Source organism: Pseudomonas sp. GL-R-19 (assembly GCF_019956375.1).
Taxonomy (GTDB): Bacteria; Pseudomonadota; Gammaproteobacteria; order Pseudomonadales; family Pseudomonadaceae; genus Aquipseudomonas.
Genome location: NZ_JAHBDJ010000077.1, coordinates 162,637 through 184,037, shown reverse-complemented (window position 1 = coordinate 184,037; position 21,401 = coordinate 162,637). Strand labels below are relative to the sequence as shown.

The 21,401-nt window shown below is 59.1% G+C and carries 15 protein-coding genes; 7 read left to right on the top strand and 8 right to left on the bottom strand.

What is annotated here, in order from left to right; all coding sequences use genetic code 11:
• Nucleotides 1-6 precede the first annotated feature (6 nt).
• The 7 genes from KGA83_RS27700 to KGA83_RS27670 all read right to left on the bottom strand — a co-directional run bounded on the left by KGA83_RS27700 (nucleotide 7) and on the right by KGA83_RS27670 (nucleotide 12,025).
• Nucleotides 7-2,442, bottom strand: coding sequence for an efflux RND transporter permease subunit (locus KGA83_RS27700; protein WP_223531356.1), 2,436 nt, complete (start codon nucleotides 2,440-2,442; stop codon nucleotides 7-9).
• Between the two features lie 36 nt (nucleotides 2,443-2,478).
• Nucleotides 2,479-3,543 (bottom strand): WD40/YVTN/BNR-like repeat-containing protein, encoded by a 1,065-nt coding sequence (locus KGA83_RS27695; RefSeq protein ID WP_115947729.1) that lies wholly within the window; start codon nucleotides 3,541-3,543, stop codon nucleotides 2,479-2,481.
• Nucleotides 3,544-3,621: 78 nt separating this feature from the next.
• Nucleotides 3,622-4,983, bottom strand: a complete 1,362-nt coding sequence (locus KGA83_RS27690) for a DUF1329 domain-containing protein (RefSeq protein WP_223531355.1) — start codon at nucleotides 4,981-4,983, stop codon at nucleotides 3,622-3,624.
• 33 nt (nucleotides 4,984-5,016) lie between these two features.
• Nucleotides 5,017-6,846, bottom strand: coding sequence for a DUF1302 domain-containing protein (locus tag KGA83_RS27685; protein WP_223531354.1), 1,830 nt, complete (start codon nucleotides 6,844-6,846; stop codon nucleotides 5,017-5,019).
• 68 nt (nucleotides 6,847-6,914) lie between these two features.
• Nucleotides 6,915-8,078 (bottom strand): thiolase C-terminal domain-containing protein, encoded by a 1,164-nt coding sequence (locus KGA83_RS27680; RefSeq protein ID WP_115947726.1) that lies wholly within the window; start codon nucleotides 8,076-8,078, stop codon nucleotides 6,915-6,917.
• 162 nt (nucleotides 8,079-8,240) lie between these two features.
• Nucleotides 8,241-10,841, bottom strand: a complete 2,601-nt coding sequence (locus tag KGA83_RS27675) for a LuxR C-terminal-related transcriptional regulator (protein WP_223531353.1) — start codon at nucleotides 10,839-10,841, stop codon at nucleotides 8,241-8,243.
• Nucleotides 10,842-11,089: 248 nt separating this feature from the next.
• A complete protein-coding gene (locus KGA83_RS27670) occupies nucleotides 11,090-12,025 on the bottom strand; it encodes a helix-turn-helix domain-containing protein (RefSeq protein WP_223531352.1) in 936 nt (311 codons plus the stop codon).
• A gap of 65 nt (nucleotides 12,026-12,090) precedes the next feature.
• Between KGA83_RS27670 and KGA83_RS27665 the strand changes: the two genes are divergently transcribed.
• The 7 genes from KGA83_RS27665 to KGA83_RS27635 all read left to right on the top strand — a co-directional run bounded on the left by KGA83_RS27665 (nucleotide 12,091) and on the right by KGA83_RS27635 (nucleotide 19,653).
• Entirely contained in the window at nucleotides 12,091-13,374 is a 1,284-nt protein-coding gene (locus KGA83_RS27665) for an acyl-CoA dehydrogenase family protein (RefSeq protein WP_223531351.1), read from the top strand.
• Nucleotides 13,375-13,416: 42 nt separating this feature from the next.
• Complete coding sequence (locus KGA83_RS27660) at nucleotides 13,417-14,547, top strand: saccharopine dehydrogenase family protein (protein ID WP_223531350.1); 1,131 nt, start codon at nucleotides 13,417-13,419, stop codon at nucleotides 14,545-14,547.
• A gap of 21 nt (nucleotides 14,548-14,568) precedes the next feature.
• Complete coding sequence (locus KGA83_RS27655) at nucleotides 14,569-16,125, top strand: class I adenylate-forming enzyme family protein (RefSeq protein WP_115947724.1); 1,557 nt, start codon at nucleotides 14,569-14,571, stop codon at nucleotides 16,123-16,125.
• 55 nt (nucleotides 16,126-16,180) lie between these two features.
• Nucleotides 16,181-17,419, top strand: a complete 1,239-nt coding sequence (locus KGA83_RS27650) for a thiolase family protein (RefSeq protein ID WP_223531349.1) — start codon at nucleotides 16,181-16,183, stop codon at nucleotides 17,417-17,419.
• A 57-nt stretch (nucleotides 17,420-17,476) separates the two neighbouring features.
• Nucleotides 17,477-18,271 carry an SDR family NAD(P)-dependent oxidoreductase gene (locus tag KGA83_RS27645; RefSeq protein WP_223531348.1) on the top strand — a complete coding sequence of 265 codons (795 nt, stop codon included), beginning with the start codon at nucleotides 17,477-17,479 and terminating at the stop codon, nucleotides 18,269-18,271.
• A 63-nt stretch (nucleotides 18,272-18,334) separates the two neighbouring features.
• The gene (locus KGA83_RS27640) at nucleotides 18,335-18,712 is read left to right on the top strand and encodes a hypothetical protein (RefSeq protein ID WP_223531347.1); all 378 of its coding nucleotides are present in this window, start codon (nucleotides 18,335-18,337) and stop codon (nucleotides 18,710-18,712) included.
• 269 nt (nucleotides 18,713-18,981) lie between these two features.
• A complete protein-coding gene (locus KGA83_RS27635; RefSeq protein ID WP_108217619.1) occupies nucleotides 18,982-19,653 on the top strand; it encodes a MepB family protein in 672 nt (223 codons plus the stop codon).
• Nucleotides 19,654-19,739: 86 nt separating this feature from the next.
• Here the strand turns inward: KGA83_RS27635 and KGA83_RS27630 are convergent, their stop codons facing one another.
• On the bottom strand, nucleotides 19,740-21,218 hold the full coding sequence (locus KGA83_RS27630) for a DUF1254 domain-containing protein (RefSeq protein ID WP_411741927.1): 1,479 nt from the start codon (nucleotides 21,216-21,218) through the stop codon (nucleotides 19,740-19,742).
• Between the last annotated feature and the right edge of the window lie 183 nt (nucleotides 21,219-21,401).

The following is a 21,401-nucleotide window of genomic DNA, read 5'->3' as shown; positions in this document are numbered from 1 at the left end:
GGTTGATCAAGGAGCACGACGGAGCAGGAAATGCGACAGCGCCGGGATCAGCACCAAGGCGCCGACCATGTTCCAGATGAACATGAAGGTCAGCAGGATGCCCATGTCGGCCTGGAACTTGATCGGCGACCACGCCCAGGTGATCACGCCCGCCGCCAGGGTGATGCCGACCAGCGCCACCACTTTGCCGGTGAACGCCACGGAGTTTTTGTAGGCTTCGGTCAACGACAGACCGGCACGCTGCTGAGCCAATTGAACGCTGAGCAGGTACAGCGCGTAATCGACACCGATGCCGACACCCAAGGCAATCACCGGCAAGGTCGCGACCTTCACGCCCATGCCCAGCCAGACCATCAACGCCTCGCAGAGAATCGACGTCAGCATCAACGGCACGACCGCCACCACCACCGCCCGCCAGCTACGGAAGGTGATGAAGCACAGCACGATCACCGCGCCATACACGTAGAACAACATGGTGCGATTGGCGTCGCGCACGACGATATTGGTCGCCGCTTCGATCCCGGCGCTACCGGCGGCGAGCATGAACTGTCGATCGTCGTTGCTGTATTCACGGGCGAACCGATCGGCCACTTTCACCACGTGATCGAGGGTTTCAGCCTTGTGGTCGGAGAGATAAGCGATCACCGGCATCATCGAACAATCACTGTCGAACAGTTCCGGGTTGTTCACCGAGGCCTGTTGCGCGCCGTAGTTCAGCACGTTCTGGTTGCGCGCGACGGTCAGCATTTTCGGGTTGCCTTCATAGGAACCCGCCGTGATCTGGCGTACCGCGTTGACCAGCGACACGGTCGTCTGCACGCCCGGTTGCTGTTGCAGCAGCCAGCCGAGACGATCGGCTTCGACCAGGGTTTCGTACTTCAGGCAACCTTCGCTGGCGGTTTTGACCATGACCGCAAACTGGTCGCTGGACAGCGAATAGTTGGCAGTGATGTAGGCGTTGTCGCGGTTGTAACGTGAGTCGGCGCGCAGTTCGGGTGCGCCCGGATCGAGATCACCGATCTTCAAATGCGTGCTGACGATGAAGCCACCTACCGCCAGCAACCCGGCCACCACCACCGCCACCGTCGCCCAACGACGCTCGGTAAAGCGGTCAAGCAGGCTCCACACATTGCCCAGCCCTGCCCCCTTCAGCTCCTGCCTTTCCTGGCGCAGGCTGCGCGCCGCCGCCTTGGGGCTGACACCCCAATAAGACAGCAGCACTGGCAGCAACACCAGGTTGGTAAAGATCAAGACCGCCACACCAATGCTCGCGGTGACGGCCAGGTCCTGGATCACCGGAATGTCGATCAGCATCAGCACCGCAAAACCCACGGCATCGGCCAGCAATGCGGTCAGTCCGGCCAGGAACAGACGGCGGAAGGTGTAACGTGCGGCGATCAACTGATGGGTGCCGCGTCCGACGTCCTGCATGATCCCGTTCATTTTCTGCGCACCATGGGACACGCCGATGGCGAACACCAGAAACGGCACCAGAATCGAAAACGGGTCGAGTGCATAACCGAACAACGTGATCAGGCCCAGTTGCCAGACCACCGCAACCACCGAGCACAGAATCACCAGCGCGGTGCTGCGCACGCAACGGGTAAAGCCAAAGATGATGGCAGTGGCAATCAGCGCGGCGGCGCCGAAGTACATCATGATCAGCATCAGGCCATCGATCAGATCGCCCACCAATTTGGCGAAACCGATCACGCGGATCTTGATCGGACCTTTGCCCTCTTCACCGGCAAGGTGTACCGCGCTGCTGCCGGCGAACTCAAACTTGTTGCGCAGCTGCTCTTCAAGCATCCGCGAAAAATGGTGATAGTCGATTGCCGCGCCCGTGACCGGATCCTTCTCCAGCAGCGGCACCACAATCATGCTCGATTTGAAATTATTGCCGACGAGACTGCCGATGATCCCGGAACGGGCAATGTTCAAGCGCAGTTGCTCGACCCCACTGGCCGAGCCGTCGTAGGAGTCCGGCATGACCGGGCCGCCACGGAAGCCCTCCTCCGTGACCTCGGTCCAGCGCACGGCAGGCGTCCATAATGACTTTATCCAGGCCCGGTCCACGCCCGGGGTCAGGAACAAGGTGTCATTGACCTGCTTGAGCACCTCCAGGTATTTCGGGTCGTAGATGTCGCCGTCGGTGTTTTCCACCACCACCCGAACCGTATTGCCCAGCCCGCGTAACGACTGGCGATTCTCAAGGTAGTTTTTGATGTACGGCTGACTCTGCGGAATCATCTTTTCGAAGCTGGCATTGAGCGTCAGCCCAGTGGCCGCGAAATAGCTCAGCACTACCGTCACGATCAGACAGGTCAGCACCACCAGCAGGCGATGGTTGAAAATCAGGCGTTCAAGGACATTGCCGGAGCGTGCATCGAAGCCCTTCAGCTCTCGGATCACCGGCATCGTATCGAGGTTGTAGTTACCCATGAAGTGGCTCGTCTCTTGTTATTATGTGGGGTGGGCTCATTCGAAGGGCAACTGGCGCAAGCCCCGTGCGCCTGCGACCACCACGACGCCTGATGCGATGGCCTGCGCCGCAGCGGCGGGCCCCAGGCGGTCTTGTGGCTTTAGCGTGAAACTTGCGCCGTCGTCGGTGCTGACAAGCACATGCCCGGCCTGGCTGACCAGGATGATTCGGCCGTCGGCGGTGATCGTGCTCGCGGTGATGCTTGAGGACAGGCCCAGTTCAACCTTGTCCCAGTTCGCACCGTGATCGACGCTGCGATAGACATTGCCTCGCAGGCCATAAACGAGCACCGAGCCCGGCTTGCCGGTGATGCCGAAGTAGCTGCCGCTGTAGGGCGTCGGGATATTGATGAAGCGTTGCGTTGCCGGGTCCAGTTTCAATACCAGGCCTTGCTCGCCGACAATGAACAGGTCATCGCCGATTGCACGCATCCCGTAGAAATTCAGCGCCCCCGGATTGTCGGTGCGATCCATCAACGGAACCCAGCTCCGGCCGCCGTCTTCGGTGCGAAAAATCAGATTGAACGCGCCGACGATATATCCGGTTTTATCATTGGCGAACCAAACGTCCAGAAAAGGTTTGTCAGCCCCGTCATCGACCATTCGTTGAGCCTCGGCCAATAACGCATCGTCGGGCTGTTGCCCTTCTTGCCTCTGAAAATATTCGAGCATGATCTGCCCCACCTGACGGCCATCGAGCTGACGATTCCAGGTTTCACCACTGTTGTCGCTGTGCAACACAATGCCGTCGTGCCCGACCGCCCACCCCTGCGTCGGGCTCGGAAACTGCACGGCGACCAGATCGGAACTCACCGGCACTTGTGCCTGGTGCCAGCGGACGCCGTTATCATCGGAATAAAAAATATGGCCGCGTTGGCCCACGGCGACCAAGCGCTGACCTGCACGGGTCAACCCGGTGAACACACCGCTGATCGCCTTTTCACTCTGAATCGCGGGGCTCGACAGCACGTCGACAAAATCGGCGGCGACGACGCACCTGGTGAATGGCACAGCCAACGCCACAGTCAGCGCAGCGAGCGTAATCCATCTAAATGTATTCATGAGGTCTACTCGGCAAAAAAAGCCGCCGAACAGTGCGGTACACACTGTCGACGACAAAAAAAACACCTGCGTTATGGCTCAGCGAATACCCGTGCCGGCCAATGACTCAGGCGCCCATTGCGCTTTCGAAAGCGGGTCGATGTACTTGACGCCGCCGTACGGGCCGTAGATGCCGGTGATGTTGTAGCTGCCAGAGACCAGGTCATAAATCATGTGGTTATCGGAATTCGGCGCCTGCACGTCATAGCTGTATGCCAGGTGTGCAAAGGATCCGCGGTACAGCTTGCCGCTGGCGTCATATTCATCCGAAGCCAGGGCGATCCAGCTGTCTTCGTCGAGGTAGAAGGTGCGCTTGCTGTAGATGTGGCGTTTGCCCGGTTTCAGCGTGGCTTCGACCACCCACACGCGGTGCAACTCCCAGCGCATCAGGTCCGGATTGACGTGATGCGGCGTGGTGATATCCCCAGCGTCCTTGTGATAGTTCAACTTGTACGTGTTGTACGGAACGATCATTTCCTTCTTGCCGACGAGCTTGAAGTCGTAACGGTCCATTGCGCCGTTGAATACCCAGGCATCGTCATAGGTCGAAGCACCGGCCGAGCCAGGGTTTGGCGTGTCGTAGGCGATATCCGGCGCGAGTTTCACGCGGCGCTGACCTGGCAGGTATTGCCAGCCACGACGCTCCATTTTCAGAGGGTTGACGGCATCCTGCACCAGGATGGCTTCGCCTGCGCGACGGGCCGGGGCCTGGTAGTAGAGTTTGGTCTTGAAGAACAGATCCGTCTCTTTCGCCGGTTCCGTACGCTTCGGATCGTAGAGCGGGTACTCCAGATAGCCATTACCGGTCGTGGCCAGTATCGCCCGGCCGGAACTGTCGACGTTCCAGGAGTCGTATTTGATATTGGTGGCATAACCCTGATAACGCAGCAGGTGGTTCCACATGGCCTCATAGCCATCTTTCGGGATCGGGAACGGAACGCCCGGCAACGCGTTTTCCAGTGCTACCCCGCCTTCGAGTGTTTTGGTGCCGACGGCATTTTTTGCGGTGTTATCCAGCAACCGTTGAGGCAGCGCAACGCTGCGATGGGTCGGAAACACATCGACCCGGAACGTCGGGTAACGCTTGAGCAGTTCTTGCGTGGTCGCGGTCAGTTTGTCGGTGTATTGACTGAGGTTTTTGCCATCGACGACGACGCGTGGCTTGTCGGCCTCGTAAGGGTCCGGACGGAACGAGCTGCCCGGTTGAAAACTGGCCGGCGCCGTGGTGAGACCGCCGGTGTAGGACGGAATGGTGTTGTCGGCATTGCCAGCCTTTTCAGCGCCGACGCCTGTCAGGCTGTTACCGAGTTTGCCCGCTTCATCGGGGGACACGGCTGCGTGTGCCGCACCCGCGATGGCAACGGTCATTGCAGTGAACCAAAGCGTGTTGACGAATTTCATGGAGTGACTCCTGCTAACAAGCAAAGACTTCGATCAAATGGTCGTTTTGAAGGTAAAAGTGACCATGCCCCGATCCTTGAGCTGAGGCTGAGTACCGCCGAAAGCAGTGGTCTGCCCCGGTACGCAGTTGTATTGGCCGTTGGCCCCTGGTGCGGCGCCCTGGCCCTGTGCACCTGCACCACCGGCTGAACCGCAGGTGTCGAACGGACCAAAGTTGTCCACGTACTTCAGGTCAAACCGGTACTGGTTGTGCACATCCATGCCTACGCCCACCGAGTAACTGCCGGAGTCCTTGTTACCCCCGAGCTGAACCGACGAGTTGCCCGCAAGGCCGACGCTGTAGTTGGCCGGCAGGTACATATCGATGCCGGGGAACACCTGATACCAGGTCGGGTTGAAGTTGACGCCCAGGACGTAGTTGTCCTTGGTGACCTTGTCGACACCGCGATACCAGTCTTCGCCTTTGAACAGCTGCTTGTTCTCGGTGACGTCCAGCCAGCGGCTGTAGGCGAGTTCAACCAGCAAGGTCGAGCTGTCCCAGACCGGTGTCGCACCGAACGTGGTCAAGCCGTTGAGCACCGCGTGCACGGTGTTGCCTCGGGCCACGCCGTTGTCACCATCAAAGCTGCTGATGAAGCCAGGCAAACCGGCAGCACCGGCGGCCGGATTGACCGTTGCCGGCACGCTGGCCAGCGGCATGTTGTGGCGATAGTTCAGGTCGAGACCGACGCTGACACCTTCGATGCTTTTCGACAGGCTGATGCCGTAGATATCGATGTCGTCGACATAGAACTGGTTGTAGCTGCCGGCATTGCCGGAGATCAGTTGCGCAGGGCCGACCGCCGTTGGCTGCAACACCAGGTTGGGCAGAATGTCGGAGGTTTTGCGGTAGTAGAAACCCAGCGTACCCTGCAGCCATTCCGGGCTCCACTTGGCCATCAGGCCGAAGTCACCTTGCTTGTCCGGGGTAAACGTATGCCCGTTGCTCAGCCGTAAAAACTGGTTGGCTCCCAGTGGGCCAGGTGTGCCGAACAGCGGGTTTCGGCCGCCGATCAACGACAGGTTGTGCCCGCCATTTTGAATGCCGTCGTTGAACCCCAGATAAGTGCCCGACTCCGGCAACCGCGCGGCGTCCCAGTCCAGGAAGTACTGCGCGGCGAGGGTCAATTCCGGGTTAATCGTGAAGCTGGTGGACAACTGATTACGCGGAATGAACAGTTCTTTGGCTTCTGTTCCCGGGACCGCCAGCGACTTGGAAATATCCAGGCCGGACTGGCCATAACTGTTGCCATGGGCAAAGGCGAGAATGCTTTCGCCCCAGTAAACGGTGTGCCTGCCGAGCTTGCCGCTGAGCAGTGATTCATCGCCGACTTCAGTGCTGCCAAACACGAAGGCATCAAGGATTTCCGAAGAAGGACCGTTGTAATACCGATCGGCGTAACCGCTTTGATGACGAGAATCCGGCTTACCGTTGTTGAGCTGATTGGTCGAGGCGTTGTCGCTGCCAATATCGTCGTAAGCGTGGTCGTACCAGGTGTTGGCGCTGACACGGAATCCGGCTTTTTCTTTGTAAACCACGTCCAGCTCGGTCAGCACATCCAGTCGTTGAGAAACGGGACTGCCGGAGGAGAAGTTGCGATCTCCGTCATTGTTGTTCCACGAATTGGCCAGCTTACTGTTGGGGGCTTCCACGCGTTGGGCATAGTTGAACTTCAGCGTGTTGTCGAAGCGAACCGCAAAGTCTTCATTCCCCGTGTTGATCTCCACAGCCCCCACGGGCGCGATGCCCAGGCCGGTGAGAATGGCGGAGGCCAACAACCCTTTGCGAAGGTTTGCATGGCAGATCTTATTATTTTTGTTCATCTAGCTTGCCACCTGCTCTATGGTTTACGAAAAGTCATGGGGTGAATCACGGCGTAATGAGCCTCCTCTCAGGTGCGCTGCAAAAGGGTGACCGACACCGCCCGGCCCAGGGCGGTGCTATGTTGTAAAGCCGTGCGGGCACCAGCAATTTGCCTGCCGTCGGCCATGTCGCGCAGTTGCCAGACCAACTCGACCAGTTGCGCCAACCCGGTGGCACCCGGGGCGTGACCACGTCCCAGCAAGCCACCCGATGGGCACACCGCATTCATCTGCCCTTTCAGGCGGTGTCCTTGCTGCACGAATCGATCGATCTCGTCCTCCCGGCAAAAGCCCAGCGCGGCGCTATTGACCATGAAGTCGCCGACGCTTTGGTCGTGCAGCTCAACCACGTCGATGTCTTCCGCACCGAGGCCCGCCTGCTGATAGGCCAGTTGCGCGACTCGCCGGGTGGTCGCCCGTCCGAGCACATCCAGCACGCAACCCGCTTCCTGCTCTGAAGCGCTGTCACTGCCCCTGACACTGGCCAGCACGGTGACGTCCGCCCGAGCGCCGAAGCGCAGGGCGAAGGCCGGGGTACAGAGCAGGATGGCCGCCGCACCGCAGGCGGGCGGGCACAGATAAGGCGCGAGCCAGCCGTCGCGATCCGGCACGCGGTTCAATACGGCGTAGGGATTGCGCCCGGCCTGGGCCCGTGCCCGCTCAAGCACTTGATCGAAGCTGCTTTGAGCAATGCCCATGCATGTCAATAACCAGCTGGTTTGGGCAGCGAACAGCAGCGCCGGTTGTTGTCGACGCTCGATAAAGCCGATGGGGTTCTCACCCTGCCCGACCTTTGCCGACTCATCGCGAGCGAGATCTTTCAAACCGAAAAACTCACGATTGGAAATGCCTGCCGGCATGCACTCGACGCCCACCAACAGGACACATTCAGCCTGGCCGCACAGCAGGCTATTGCGGGCCAACTGGAAAGCACTACTGGCCGACGCACAGCCATCGCCCAAGCTGAAAATCGGCATGCCCGAGTAGCCAATCTGCGACAACATCTGCTCGGCGATACCGGCTTCACCGTATACGCAGGAAGTAAACACCTGGTCGACCAGGTCATAGTCGATCCGCGCATCGGCCAGCGCCGCACGGATGGCTTGCCCCGCCAACGCCGCATGACTGTCAGAACCACCCAGCGGTAGAAACGGCACCATTGCTGCACCGGCGATCAGCACTTTTACAGACATGAACCTGCTCCCACTCGCCGATACGTCGGCGCTTTTGTGGGGTCAGACTATTGCGAAGTCGAAAAGCGCACCCCCCCATTGACTGGGGGGGCGATTGGACATCGGATGTGGGGGGGGATTGAAGGATGATCCGAACGGATCATCTCGGGTGGCGGGTTGGCATTAGCCCGCTGTCTCGAGAATTCCCAGCATGTATGCACGCGCGACTACATGCTGTCTTGTGCCGGCCTGGAATTTTCCAAACAGGTTTTTCAGGTGCCACTTCACGGTTTCCTCGCCGACATTCAGCGCCAGGGCGATTTGCTTGTTGGACAGGTTGCGAGCCAATAGCTGCAACACCTCGCGTTCCTTGGGCGTCAAGAGACGACTCGGGGACACGCTCAATGGAGTGGATTCGGGTCGCGCAACAGGTGCGGGCGTAGAGGTCGCGGCAAGCAATGGGACCGTTTCACCCTGGAGCGTCTGCTCCCATTTGATCAGGTCCGGATGGGTGTCCTGCACCACGCGTAACATACCGTTTTCTTGCGCGAGGCTGACAGCCTCCAGCAAATGGTCAGTGCCGCCCTGTCCGGTTGCCCTGAGTGCCAGTGCCTTGAGCAGCTTGATCTGCACGATGTCTCGCCCACGACGCAGGTATTCGGCTGTTTCACTGACCTTGTCCAGCACCGCCAGCATAGCCTCCCAATCACGTTGGGCCAGTAAGGCATAAGCGTTGGCTACCCCGGCGAGCAAGTCCAGCTCCGGCCCCAGCAACCCTGCTCGCTCACGGGCAATAACCGGCGTGAAACTGTCCAGTCGTCGCCATAATGCCTGACAGGTATCGCTGCGTCCCTGCAAGGCATGCAGGCGTATTTGCTCTCCCAGGGAGGCAATGCAGAATCGTGGAATATTTCGCTCTTCTCCAAGGGCGAATAACGCCTCGAGCAGATCCTGCCCGCGATGCCCCTGCCCCTGGAGTGAGGCCAGTCGAGCGGCGGCGAGGAAACCCTGCACAATGGCATCGGGGGACGCCAATCGCTCAACGATATCCAGCCTGTTCGCCAGCACCATAGCGGATTCCTGAATTGCCCCCTGTTCCAGCAACACCGTCGCCAGAGCGCTCGCTAGAATGACCGCCACCGGACTACGCCGACCGATGTCCCGTTCGGCATGCAACAGGCTATCGTGCAGCGCAGTGCGCGCCGACACTATTCGACCCTCGTATAAATAAGCGAGACCGACCACCCACTCGCCATACCCGCGTATGGCATCAAGGCCAGGACTACCCGCGTAAATCGCTGCTCGCTGAAAGATTCGCCGGGCTTTCTCCGGTTGTCCCTGCAACAGCGTCAGCCGGGCGATCAGGTTCGCGACCAAGGCTTGCACCGTCATTGAGAATGAAGGCAATCGATCGACCCAAGGCATGATGAGCTCATGCGATTGATCCGGACGGTCCGCAAAGAAGGCGGCGGTGGCGGCGATGGCGGCCGCTTCACAACGTGTCGCCTCGTCGGCGGACGGATGCTGTTCAATCGCAGCAATCAATTGCGCCGCTTCTGCCTGACGCGCTCCCATTGCCAATGTCCAGGCCGCCGCCAGGCAGATGCGCGGATGCGCCAACACGTCAGCGGAGCCAAGCTCCTCGACCCACTCCAGCACCCGGCTGAATTGCCCTTGCAACGCGACTTCGTACAGGCATTTGCCAATCAACGTATAGGCCGGCTGGGGCATGTCGGCCAACAGATATTGCCGGGCGGCCTGTTCCAGGAAACCGTGTTGTTCCAGCCACACGGCGCCGCGCCGGTGATAACCCTGACGTTCCTCCAACGGCAAGTCGGCAAAACGGCCGAGCAGAAATTCCCGCGCCAATGGATGGATGCGCACCCAGTCACTGTCGATACTTTCAACAAAAATCGGTGTCGAGGCACACAATTCCTTCAGCAATTCACCCGAGCGAGCGTTGCCCGTCAGTGCCTCGCATAACAGGGGCTGGACCATTTCCAACAAGGCAATGCCGGTCAGAAACCGAACCTGCTCCTCCCGAAGATGTGCGAGCAGACCGTCGACGAAATAGCGCTGGATATCACCCAGACAAGTCGACAACCCTTCGACTGCCGCACTCCGATTCGGGCTCTTCTCCAACGCCGAAATCGCTAATTGCAAGCCAAGCGGCCAGCCTTCGGTTATCTCGTGCAGCCGCATGCAGAGGTCGGCATCGACCCTTGCGCCGAAACGATCATTGAGGATGGCGACCGCCTCCTCCACATTCAGTCGTAAAGCCGCTGTCATGATCGTCGTGAAAAGCCCTCTTGCCGCGAGGTCCGCCACTTGCAGATTCAACCGTGTGCGAGAGGCCATGATGATGCGCAAATTGGCCGGCGCGTTGTGCAACAGGTACGTCAGGGAGTAACGGATCGTCAGCTCGGGCAGGGTATCCACTTCATCCAGAATCAATACGGTTTCGCTACCCAGATCGGCCACTTCCGCCAACCACTGCGTCAGCCCTTCCTGTTCGTCACGCCCCAATCCCGCAATAGGCTCGAATGCGCGGGCAAACGACGGCCGACCGCTGCCAATGGCCATGGCAACTCCCAGCCCCTGGACAAAACGCGCACCATCATCCTGTGCATCCAGCGTCATCCAGGCCACCACGGCGCCGTGAGACAAACATTCACGGCGCCATTGGGTCAGCAGAAAGGTTTTGCCGAAGCCTGCCGGCGCTTGAACGGCGATCACCACTTTGTCTGTCAGTTCCTGGGTATGAATACCCAGGCGGCTTCGCATCCGTGCTGATTTCTGACTACGCGGCGGCGTCGTTTTGAGGATCAGTTGGGGCTCTATGCAGTCCATTGTTTCAGACCTGAGTGGTTGAGAGACGCTTACCCAAGGAGCGTCTGAAGGTCCCTGGATACAGTTCCAAACGGCCGAACACTACCATGGAATAGTCCGAGGGCTTGAACTCCCGGTGCAATCCAACGCAAGCCGCTTGCGTACTTTCGGTGCAGTGACCTGCTCGCCACGCCAAAGCTCCGCTACCTTCCAGCCAGGGCTCTGTATTCGGCCGGTGTACTGGCGTGCGCAACCTTGAACGCTGCCGTCAGGTGGCTCTGAGAACTGAAGCCACACTCCAGTGCCACATGCAAAATAGGTAGATCGGTCTGCATGAGCAAATCACGTGCATGTTCCAGTCGTACATTCATCACATAGCGATGGGGCGGCATGCCCATGGCGCGCTGAAACAGCCGTCGGAAATGAGCCGGGCTGACACCCGCCTGGCCAGCCAGTGTGCTGATCGAGAGTTCCTGCCCCAGATGCTCGCGAATGAAGACCAGGACTGTATGCAGGCGCGCCAGATGAATATGCGGCGGATAAATACCTCTGCTCGCGTCAACGCGTAGCGCACGATACACCTGCTCAAGCATGACCATGGCCAACCTTGCCATGAACCCCTGATCAGCCCCTTTCCCAAGACTTAGCTCATCCATCAATTGCCGGGCCGCTGCGCTCACCAAACCATCACTGACGGGCAATGGTGCCTGCGCGCCAGCGCATAGCTCACGCAATTGTCGAAACACGCCATCAGTGCGTTCGGGCAGATAAAAAACCGCGAAATCAATGCTGCCGGAATAGTGCCATTGAGTGGCACAACCTGCAGGCAGCAGCATTGACAAGCGCGGCATCGATGTTGAGCGCAACTCGCCCCCTGCCCCCTCATCCGCCCGCGAGCCACCGAACTGGGTCAGCAGGGCCATGAAGTCAACGGGCGGGACGGTTAGATCAGTCGTATGCAGGAAATAGCGCTCCGCATACAAGGGGATGTCACTGCACACCAGGCCGCCCAGCAAGGGCAATCCCAGTGTTTCATGGACCTGTTGTTGCGGATTCATGGGCATCTCGGGATGAGCATATTTTGACAAATATGACCGCTTTTCAGGTGAGTTGTCGATGTCGGAAAGAACAATAATCAACCGAATTTCCGCCGCTCGCATCAGTGCGAGGCAGATCGATCACAACGCCAGGTGAGGCCTTCACAATGATCACATTGCACGAAACCCTGCGATTGCCTGCCGTCGGTCTGACTGGCTTTGAAACGCCGCTGACTGAAGAAGAGCGCGCCATACAGCAGGCGGTGCATCAGTTTGCCAAGCACGTACTACGCCCCATCGGCCGCGAGCTCGACAAAATGAGTGCCGCCGACGTGTGCGCACCAGACTCACCATTCTGGTCGGTGTTTCAAGAGGCCGCCAAGCTCGGTATCGAGCCAACTTTCTTCTCTCAGTTCGAACCCCAGACCGCTGTTCGTCTTGAGTCACTGATCGGCGAGGAAATGGGCTGGGGCGATGCCGGCCTGGGGATTTCACTGGTTGTCTGCGGTGCGCCCTTGCAGATGGCCATGGCCGCCGGCAATCAGGAGCTCGTAGAGCTCTGCACGGGCAAGATCGGCTGCTGGATGGTTACTCATCCGGACAAAGGCAGCGATCTGATGATCTACGACATGAAGCGCGAATGGCCGCCCGGGCAGGAAGGCAACAAGGGCAGCCTCTGCGCCAAAGTCGGCAAGGACGAGATCGTTATCAATGGCCAATGTTCGGCCTGGGTTTCAAACGGTGCCGTGGCGCAAGTCGCGCTGGCTCACATCACCGCTGACTATGGTGACGGCTACTTCGATGCCGATGGCCGCCCCCACGGCGTAGCTGTGATCATCCCGCTCGACCTGCCCGGTATTTCACGCGGCAAGCCGCTGGACAAAATCGGCCAGCGCGCCCTGCCACAGGGTGAAATCTATTTCAGCAACGTGAAAATACCACGCCGCTTTGCCGTCGCCCTGAAAGATCAATATTACGGCAACCAATCCTCGGCCTGGTCCTACGCCGGTACGCACATGTCGCAGGTGTTCACCGGCGTTGCCCGCTCGGCCTTCGAAATGGCTTTGCAGTATTGCCATGAACGTAAACAGGGCGGCCAATTGCTGATCGACCATCAGCTCACGCGCTACCGCCTGGGCGACATGATGCGACGCGTCGAACTGGCACGCGGCGTCGCACGGCGGTCACTGGCCTATGCGCGTTTGTCGCCGTGCGCTCACCCCTACGCGACAGCTTCAGCAAAGGTGACGGTCACCGAAGAGTGCATGAAGGTTGCCAGCGAGGCGCTGCAGCTGTTCGGTGGCGCGGGCACCTCACGTGAGTACCCGATTGAAAAGATCTTCCGCGATGCCCGCTCTGCACTGATCGAGGATGGTGAGAACACCATCATCACGATGCGTGTTGGCCTCCTGTGCCAACAGCTCTATGCCGAAGGCTGGTCACAGAATTGATGTTTGCAGCTATCCAATAACCAAAAAACAAGAGACGCAAAAATGGCTAAATTCCCCGTAGTTGTCTATGGCGCCAGTGGCTACACCGGCATGCTGACCATGGACTGGCTGATCGACCAGAACATCCCCTTCACCGCTGTGGCGCGCGATGCCAAGCGTGCCCAGGAAATGATGGCGCAACGTGTGGTACGCCTGGAGTCCGCGACCTATGAAATCATCGAGGCCGAGCACAACGTCGAGTCGCTGAGCGCCGCCTTCAAGGGGGCCAAGGTTGTCTGCAACACCGTTGGGCCCTTCGTCAACTTCGGTCTGACCACCGTCGAGGCCGCGCTCAAGGCCGGCTGCCACCACATAGATACCACCGGCGAGCAAAGCTACGTACGTCAGGTTCGCGAGCAATTTGGCGAGCTCTATCGTCAGGCTGGCCTGCTGGTTTCGCCATCGCTGTCCTACATGTTCAGCTTCTCCGAGATCGCCGCCGAACTGGCGCTGGAAACCCCCGGCATCGACGTGCTGGAAACCGCCGCCCTGTGCCGCGGCCCGCGTGATGTCGCAGGGGTCAGCCTGGGCTCGGCGGCCTCGATTTTCGAATTGTTCCACAGGGAGCAGTTCTACCTGTGGGAAAACAAGCTGGTGCAGCACCCCGCTACCGCTTCGTTCAACATTGTCGACCCTAACTTCATGCAGCCGGTTTTCTGCCTGCCTTGGGGGGGAACCTCGCTGCCGATTTACTTCGAGCATGATCCGCGCGTGCGCGCCTGCACCTCCGCGGTCGGTTTCTACGACAACAACGTGATGCCGATGGTGCATGGTCTGAGCCAGAAGTGGGAAGCGGAATACAAGCACCTGTCCAAGGAGCAGCAGGACGCAGTGGTGAGGAGCCTGGTGGAGGCCACCACGCCGAGCATGCCGCCCCGCGAACGCACCACCTTGCAACGCAGCGTCGACATCGCTATCGGCCGTGGTCACCTGGCCGCCGTGCGCGCTACCGTGCATGGCGTCACACCCTATATTTCCACCGGAGCCCTACAAGCCGCGGCGGCGATCAGGCTGCTCGACGGCGACACCAACAAGGTCGGCTTCGCTTCCGGCTCCAAAGCTTTTGGACACCGCTATCTGCTCGGCTTCCTGGAAGAGCGCGGCCTGGCCCGTGCCACCGTTACCAAACTCTGATTACCGGCACAGGAACCACTTATGGCCATCATCGACTTTTACGACCGCGGCTGGGGCATCAACCCTGCCGGGGTCGCCTACATCCAGGGCGAGCGCTCTTACACCTTCAACGAAATCGGCGAGCTCTCGTGTCGCATCGCCAACAAGCTGCTCGCACTGGGCTTGCCGAAGGAAACCAAGGGTGCCGTCTGGTCAGGTAACGACGTCACCGCCTGGGCCTGCACACTGGGTCTATGGCGCGCCAACATGACCTGGATTCCAGTCAACGCGCGCAACTCCAGCGAAGAGAATCACTACATCCTCGACGCATTCGACTGCGAGGTGATGTTCTACCAGAACGACTTCGCGCCAATCATCACCGAGCTGCGGCCCAGGCTGCCGAAGATCAAGCACTGGATCTGCATCGATGCCGACGCTGTCGATGCACCTTCGCTGGAGCTATGGAGCGCCGGTCAGCCGGCGAGCCGTCCCGAAGTCGCCTATGACATGGACGACGTGGTGGCGGTCTCACCCACTGGCGGCACTACGGGCACGCCAAAGGGAGTGATGAACACCCACCGCAGCGTGCAGACGTTCATTGCCCACTTCATGCTGACCTGTGCTTATCGCAATGGTGAAAAGCCGGTGAATATGGCCGCTGCACCGATGACCCACACTGCCGGCCTGTTGGCCGTACCCTGCACGGCGCAAGGCGGCACTGTCGTGGTTATTACCAAACCCGATCCGGCATTGATGTTGAACGCCATTGCGCAGCACAAGGTCAGCGAGCTCTTTCTGCCGCCAACGGTGATCTACAGGCTGTTGGAAATTCCCGGTATCGAGAAACTGGACTTCTCCTCGGTGAAGTACCTGATGTATGGCGCTGCTCCGATGTCGGTAGACAAGCTGAAGAAAGCTATCGAGATTTTCGGCCCGGTCATGACCGGCGGCTATGGTCAGACCGAAGCACCGGCCAGCATCGCCAACTTTCGTCCCGACGAGCATCTGGTGGGTGACCAATTCGCCGACGATGAACGCCTGTCCTCGGTCGGCCGCCCCAACCCGCTGGTGCGCGTCGAAGTGATGAGCGACACCCACCAGATCCTGGCGCGCGGTGAAACCGGTGAAATATGCGTGCGTGGCGACCTGATCATGAAGGGTTACTACAAGCAGCCGGAGAAGACCGCCGAGACCATCGTCGACGGTTGGCTGCATACCGGCGACATCGGCCATATCGATGCCGAAGGCTATCTGCACCTCACCGATCGCAAGAAGGACATGATCATTTCCGGCGGCTTCAACGTCTATCCCAGCCAGGTCGAGCAAGTGCTGTGGGGACATCCGGCCGTTCAGGACTGCGCCGTGATTGGCGTGCCCGATGAGAAATGGGGCGAGGCCGTCAAGGCCGTGGTCGAGCTCAACCCAGGCCAGGAAACCACCGAGCAGGAGCTTATCGAGCTGTGCAAAGCCAGGCTGGGCAGCGTGATGGCACCGAAGTCGGTCGACTTCACTACCAGCCTGCCACGCAGTCCGGTGGGCAAGGTGCTGAAAAAAGAACTGCGTCAGCCGTATTGGGAAAACGCAGCTCGCAAGATCTGACACAACCGGAGGGGTGCGAACTGGACACCGACCAACTGAATATAAGGAATTTTCAATGAGCAATATCTATATCGCCGGCATCGCCATGACCGTCTTCGGTCGCCACACCGAACGCAGCCTCGACGACTTGGCACGCGAAGCTTTCCAGGGCGCATTGAAGGACGCCCACTGCAGTGCCGCCGATCTCGATATCGCATTTTATGCCGGCATGACCAATGGCCCATTGCAAGGCCAGCTCTCGATCCCCGGTCAAGTCGTGTTCAGCAAGATCGGTATTCAAGGCATTCCTATCTATAACGTCGAGAATGCCTGCGCTTCGGGTAGCTCAGCCTTCAATCTCGCCGTGCAAAGTCTCAAGGCCGGTACGGCCAGTATCGCGCTGGCGTTGGGTGCGGAAAAGATGAACATCCCGGATAAACTGAAAGCCCTCTCGCTGTTCGAGGCTGGATGGGATGTTTCTCGCGCCGAAGAGAATTACCAGATATTGGTGAAAATGGGCGAAGGAGTGGTGCCGCCCGCCGGGTCGGAATCGGACAAGCCTTACAGCAAATTCATGGCCATCTATGCCGCATTATGCCGTCAGCATATGAAAACCTACGGCACCACGCAGCGTCAGATCGCAGCGGTGTCGGCGAAAAACCACACCCACTCGGTCCATAACCCTTACTCGCAATTTCGCAAAGCCTTCGGTATCGACGAAATCCTTGCCGCCCCTCCGATCACCTACCCACTGACCCTGCCGATGTGCGCGCCTCTGTCGGACGGTGCGGCAGCAGCCATCCTGTGCACCGAGGAAGGACTCGCACGCATCGGTGCCGACAGGAGCCGCTGCATCAAGGTAGCGGCCAGTGTCATCCGCAGCTTCAGCCATCGCCGGCTCGATCAGCCGGAACTGAACGTCGGTCACCTGGCCGCTAACCTGGCCTATGACCTGGCGGGCCTGGGGCCGCAAGACATGCATGTCGCCGAAGTCCATGACGCCTCGGCGATGGGTGAAATCATTCAGGTCGAAAACCTGGGCCTGGTCCCGTTCGGTCAGGGCGGCCCTGCGGCTGAACGTGGCGAATTCACCCTGGGCGGACGCATCCCGGTCAATACCTCAGGTGGCCTGGAATCGAAAGGTCATCCGCTCGGTGCTACCGGAATCGGCCAGCTCTACGAACTGGTGACGCAACTGCGCGGGGAGGCTGGCGCACGCCAGGTACATGGTGCACGCCACGCAATCCAGGAGAACGGCGGCGGTTTGCAGGGCATTGAGGAGGCAGCCGTCGCGATCCACATTCTCAGCAAATAGTGCTTGTCAGAAAAAATGTGTAGCGGCGAAACCAATCAAAACAAAAAGGATAAAAACATGTTCCAAGACAAAGTAGTCGTCATCACTGGCGCAGGATCCGGCATTGGTCGGGAGTTGGCTATCCAGATGGTGCAAGCGGGCGCACATGTCGCCCTGTCAGACATCAACCAGGTGGGTCTCGACAGAACCATGAAGCTATTGCCTGACGCCAGCAAAGCGAAAGGTTACCTCCTGGACGTATCGTCCTGGGACGCCTTCCAGGCCCATGCTGACGAGGTGAAGCGCGATTTTGGCACGGCGCACTTCGTCATCAATAACGCAGGCGCCGCAGTCATCGGGACAGTTGCCAACACCTCCATCGATGAGTACGAGTGGCAACTCGGTATCAACCTGTGGGGCGTGTTGTACGGTACCAAAGCGTTCCTGCCGATGATGCAGGCCCAGCGAGAAGGCTGCATCGTCAACATTTCCAGCGTATTTGGCCTGGTGGGTTTCCCGATGCAAAGCGCCTACAACATGTCGAAGTTCGCCGTACGTGGTCTGACCGAAGCATTATGGTCGGAACTCGAAGGTAGCGGTGTACGCGCCGTGTGTGTGCACCCCGGAGGAATCCGAACCAATATCGAGAAGTCCGGACGACGTTGTAAAGCCGCCGGTAGTACAGAAGAAAAGTTCAAAGCGCTTGCCGACAAGATGCTGCTGACGCCGCCGGAGGATTGTGCCGGCGACATCATCAGGGGGCTGCGCAACGGAACCAAACGCATTATCACAGGGAACAAGTCGAGCACCTTGTTCTGGATAAGCAGGCTGTTCCCCAATAGCTATCCGGCATTGCTCAAGCTGCTTGGCTGAGACCCAAAATTAGCAGATGTCTCTGCGTGATGCGAGGCGTCACCACCGCTCAGGAACAATCCCATGACCGACAGTTATACCCGCAAGCTGTTTATTTCTGCCGCTTGCTTCAACGTACTCGCGGGCCTTCCATTACTTGTAGCTCTGCGCCCCGTAGCTGCACTGTTGGGGCTGCAAATTACCCCCACCTCAACCCTCTTCATTCAACTCACCACGTGCCTGGTTATCATATTCGGCTGGGCCTATTGGATGATCGCTCGCGATCCGCTGCAGTATCGTCCCTATATCCTGCTCGGGATAATCCTGAAAGTACTGTTTGTCGTGGTGGTTTATGGCCACTGGCTGGCGGGCAGCATCCCGTGGCCATTGCCAGTAGCGGCATCGGGTGACATCGTCTATGCATTACTGTTCTGGCGCTATTACCAGCATGCCGAGCGTTGAACGGTTGCGGTAGGGACGGCAGTTACCTGCCGTCCCCCCCGCTCAGATCCGTACGTGCGGAACTTACGTGCGGAACTACCGCATACGGCTCCTGCCTCGTGTATGTGACGCGGCTTCATCATCGACGCAAGTTACGAGGATGTCTGGCTATCCCACCTTGCGCGATCACACGACGTAACCGCACGTAGTCCGCTTCGGCATGTCGAATGGCGTAGCCTATGTTCTGAAATGGGTCGTATGGTCAATGAGTCGTTTAGGAGCTGTTCCCGTTGAAATCCGATTTAATTGACCCAGACACAAAGTATGCAAGCGCGGCAGACCCTGCCCTCGGCCATATTCCGAACGATCTGATAGCGGCTATCCAGAATGTGTACAAGCCGGCGGGAATGCAATTGACGGATCAGGCTCTGCGCGAGGCTGAGAGTGCCGAGTATGGTGCCTCCCGCTTTGGCCTCGACGGACACTCCATTGTCTTCCGTGTGGCTAAAACAACGCCGACGAAGATTGGACAGTTCGTCACAATATGGAAGCGCCCGACGTCAGGCAGCACCATTGCGCCTCTCGATGTCGATGACGGCGTAGCCTTTGTTGTGGTGAGTGTGTTCGATGCAACGCATCGCGGACAGTTTGTTTTCGACCAGAAGATACTGGTATCAAAGGGCATCATGGCGATTAACGGTAAAGGCGGTAAACGCGCCATCCGCGTTTATCCACCTTGGGTCAAACCCGTCGCCAAAGAGGCCGTTAGGACACAACAATGGCAACTACGATACTTCCTTCCTCTTGAACAAAGCGCAAGCGCCGATCCCGTGCAGGTGCGTCGGCTATTTGAAGTTCAAGATCCTTATCCGTCATTACCGGCAAAGGAGCAGTCATACCCGCAGGAATTACAGCACCCTGGGTCGGAGAAGACTGGGGGGCGCGCGTCATCCGTCGGCTAGTGCTCACCGGTAGCCGACCAACGCCATTGCGAATAGCTCGGAAATCAAACGGCTGCTTGCAATTGGCAAGCAGCCGCAAGTTCGCGTTACTTCGATGCCACCACTGCCGGTGGCTGCCAGCTACCGCTGCCGGCGGGAAGAATCGAAGGCGCCGTGGCCTTCGGCCAATAGAGGCGCATCACCAGATAGACCGTGTCGTCAGGCGCCGGCAACCAGTTGGCCTCCTTGGCCTTGCCCGGCGAATCCTTCTGGATGTACAGGGTCAGCGAGCCATCCGCGTTCTTCTTCATCGCCGACAGCATCGGCGAATTGATCAGGTAGCGGTTGATCGGGTTCTTGATCAGCAGCTGGCTCTTGCCGTCGTACATGGTCACCGACCAGAAGGCATTGACGGGCGGCAATTTGCCGGCCGGGAAGGTCAGCGTGTAGTTGCGCTTGCCGGTATTCAACGTCTGGCCGCTGCCATCGGTGCGCGTGTAGGGGTATGTCGCCTCGGCGGCGTCGTTGCCGTACAGACCGCCCTTCGCGGCGCCAGCCCGCATCAGCCAGTCGTCTTTGTAGAACGCCTGGTCGCCGAAGAACGCGCCGACGTTCCAGCCGTTGATGTTCTTCATTCCGCTCGCGAGGAACTTGTCGACCTTCTCGTCGCCGGCCTTCATCCCCAGCAGGACCACGGCCTTGTGCTCGAGCGAGAGGTCTTTGAATTCGAAGCTGCGACCGGGACCTACGCCGATGCTGGCCAGCTTCGCCCGGATCGCCTTGTCCTCAGCCGATGGCGGCACATACTCCAATGCGGCCGACAGGTACTCGAAGAAGTTGGCCTTGATACCCTCCGTGGTGGCCGGCACGAAAGCAATCTTCGGCGCAGCGGGCGGCGCGGGTTGATGGAGGAAGGCGGACAGCGGCTGGATCTTGTAACCCGCCTGCAGCTTCTCGACATTCGGCATGTCGGCCGGATTGAACAGCTGGGTGCGGATCAGCGTCAGTGCGAAAGGGGTCGTGGAGCTGAACACCTTGTCGATGCCTGGCGGTGTCGCCCCCTTCCAGTCGGGGCCTGCGATCAGATAGCTCCCGGCCGCGCTGGCGGTGGCCCGGCTGCCGATGTAACCGTAGTTATAGGTGTTGCCGTCGATCAACTGCACCGAGTAGTAACGTTTTTTGGAGACGGCCGGCACGGTGATCACCAGCGGCTCGGCGCGCAGGTCGGCCCAGAGTATCGAGTACGGGGTGTCGCTGTTGGGCGTAATGACGGCCGTATCGGCGGGAGTAGAAACCCGATGCTCGTTGTACAGCTGGTTGAAGGGGGCCTTGAACTGGCTGGACCTGGAGTCCACCGCAAATTCGTTCATCACGGCGTAGTTCATGACCAGCGGCAAGCCGTAGATAAAGCCTTCCTCGGCGATCGCCTTGGTCTGCTCCAGACTCGGCGCGGCCACGCCCTTGGCCACATCCGCCTTGTCGGCCTGCGCGATCGGATCGTTCTTGCCCGCACACCCCGCGAAAAGCGTTGAACCCACGACGACCGCCGCAGCCATGGTCCAGCCCCTGTTAAACTTCCTGTTCATTTTCACCTCAATAGCCATGAGCGCATTGCTGTCGTGAGCAATCATGTGGTCATGACTTCGCTTGTTGATATTTTTAATTCTTTAGCGTGAAGCGGCTTGTATCTGGGCCTCTCTTGATGGACCCATTTTTAAATACCGAGGCGTCTGCAAAACCCGCAGTGATTCGCACCGACTAGCGTTGCG

Coding starts and splice junctions, on each gene's coding strand:
- KGA83_RS27700 (WP_223531356.1), bottom strand. CDS start 2,442: ATGGGTAACTACAACCTCGATACGATGCCGGTGATCCGAGAGCTGAAG.
- KGA83_RS27695 (WP_115947729.1), bottom strand. CDS start 3,543: ATGAATACATTTAGATGGATTACGCTCGCTGCGCTGACTGTGGCGTTG.
- KGA83_RS27690 (WP_223531355.1), bottom strand. CDS start 4,983: ATGAAATTCGTCAACACGCTTTGGTTCACTGCAATGACCGTTGCCATC.
- KGA83_RS27685 (WP_223531354.1), bottom strand. CDS start 6,846: ATGAACAAAAATAATAAGATCTGCCATGCAAACCTTCGCAAAGGGTTG.
- KGA83_RS27680 (WP_115947726.1), bottom strand. CDS start 8,078: ATGTCTGTAAAAGTGCTGATCGCCGGTGCAGCAATGGTGCCGTTTCTA.
- KGA83_RS27675 (WP_223531353.1), bottom strand. CDS start 10,841: ATGCGAAGCCGCCTGGGTATTCATACCCAGGAACTGACAGACAAAGTG.
- KGA83_RS27665 (WP_223531351.1), top strand. CDS start 12,091: ATGATCACATTGCACGAAACCCTGCGATTGCCTGCCGTCGGTCTGACT.
- KGA83_RS27660 (WP_223531350.1), top strand. CDS start 13,417: ATGGCTAAATTCCCCGTAGTTGTCTATGGCGCCAGTGGCTACACCGGC.
- KGA83_RS27655 (WP_115947724.1), top strand. CDS start 14,569: ATGGCCATCATCGACTTTTACGACCGCGGCTGGGGCATCAACCCTGCC.
- KGA83_RS27650 (WP_223531349.1), top strand. CDS start 16,181: ATGAGCAATATCTATATCGCCGGCATCGCCATGACCGTCTTCGGTCGC.
- KGA83_RS27645 (WP_223531348.1), top strand. CDS start 17,477: ATGTTCCAAGACAAAGTAGTCGTCATCACTGGCGCAGGATCCGGCATT.
- KGA83_RS27640 (WP_223531347.1), top strand. CDS start 18,335: ATGACCGACAGTTATACCCGCAAGCTGTTTATTTCTGCCGCTTGCTTC.
- KGA83_RS27630 (WP_411741927.1), bottom strand. CDS start 21,218: ATGAACAGGAAGTTTAACAGGGGCTGGACCATGGCTGCGGCGGTCGTC.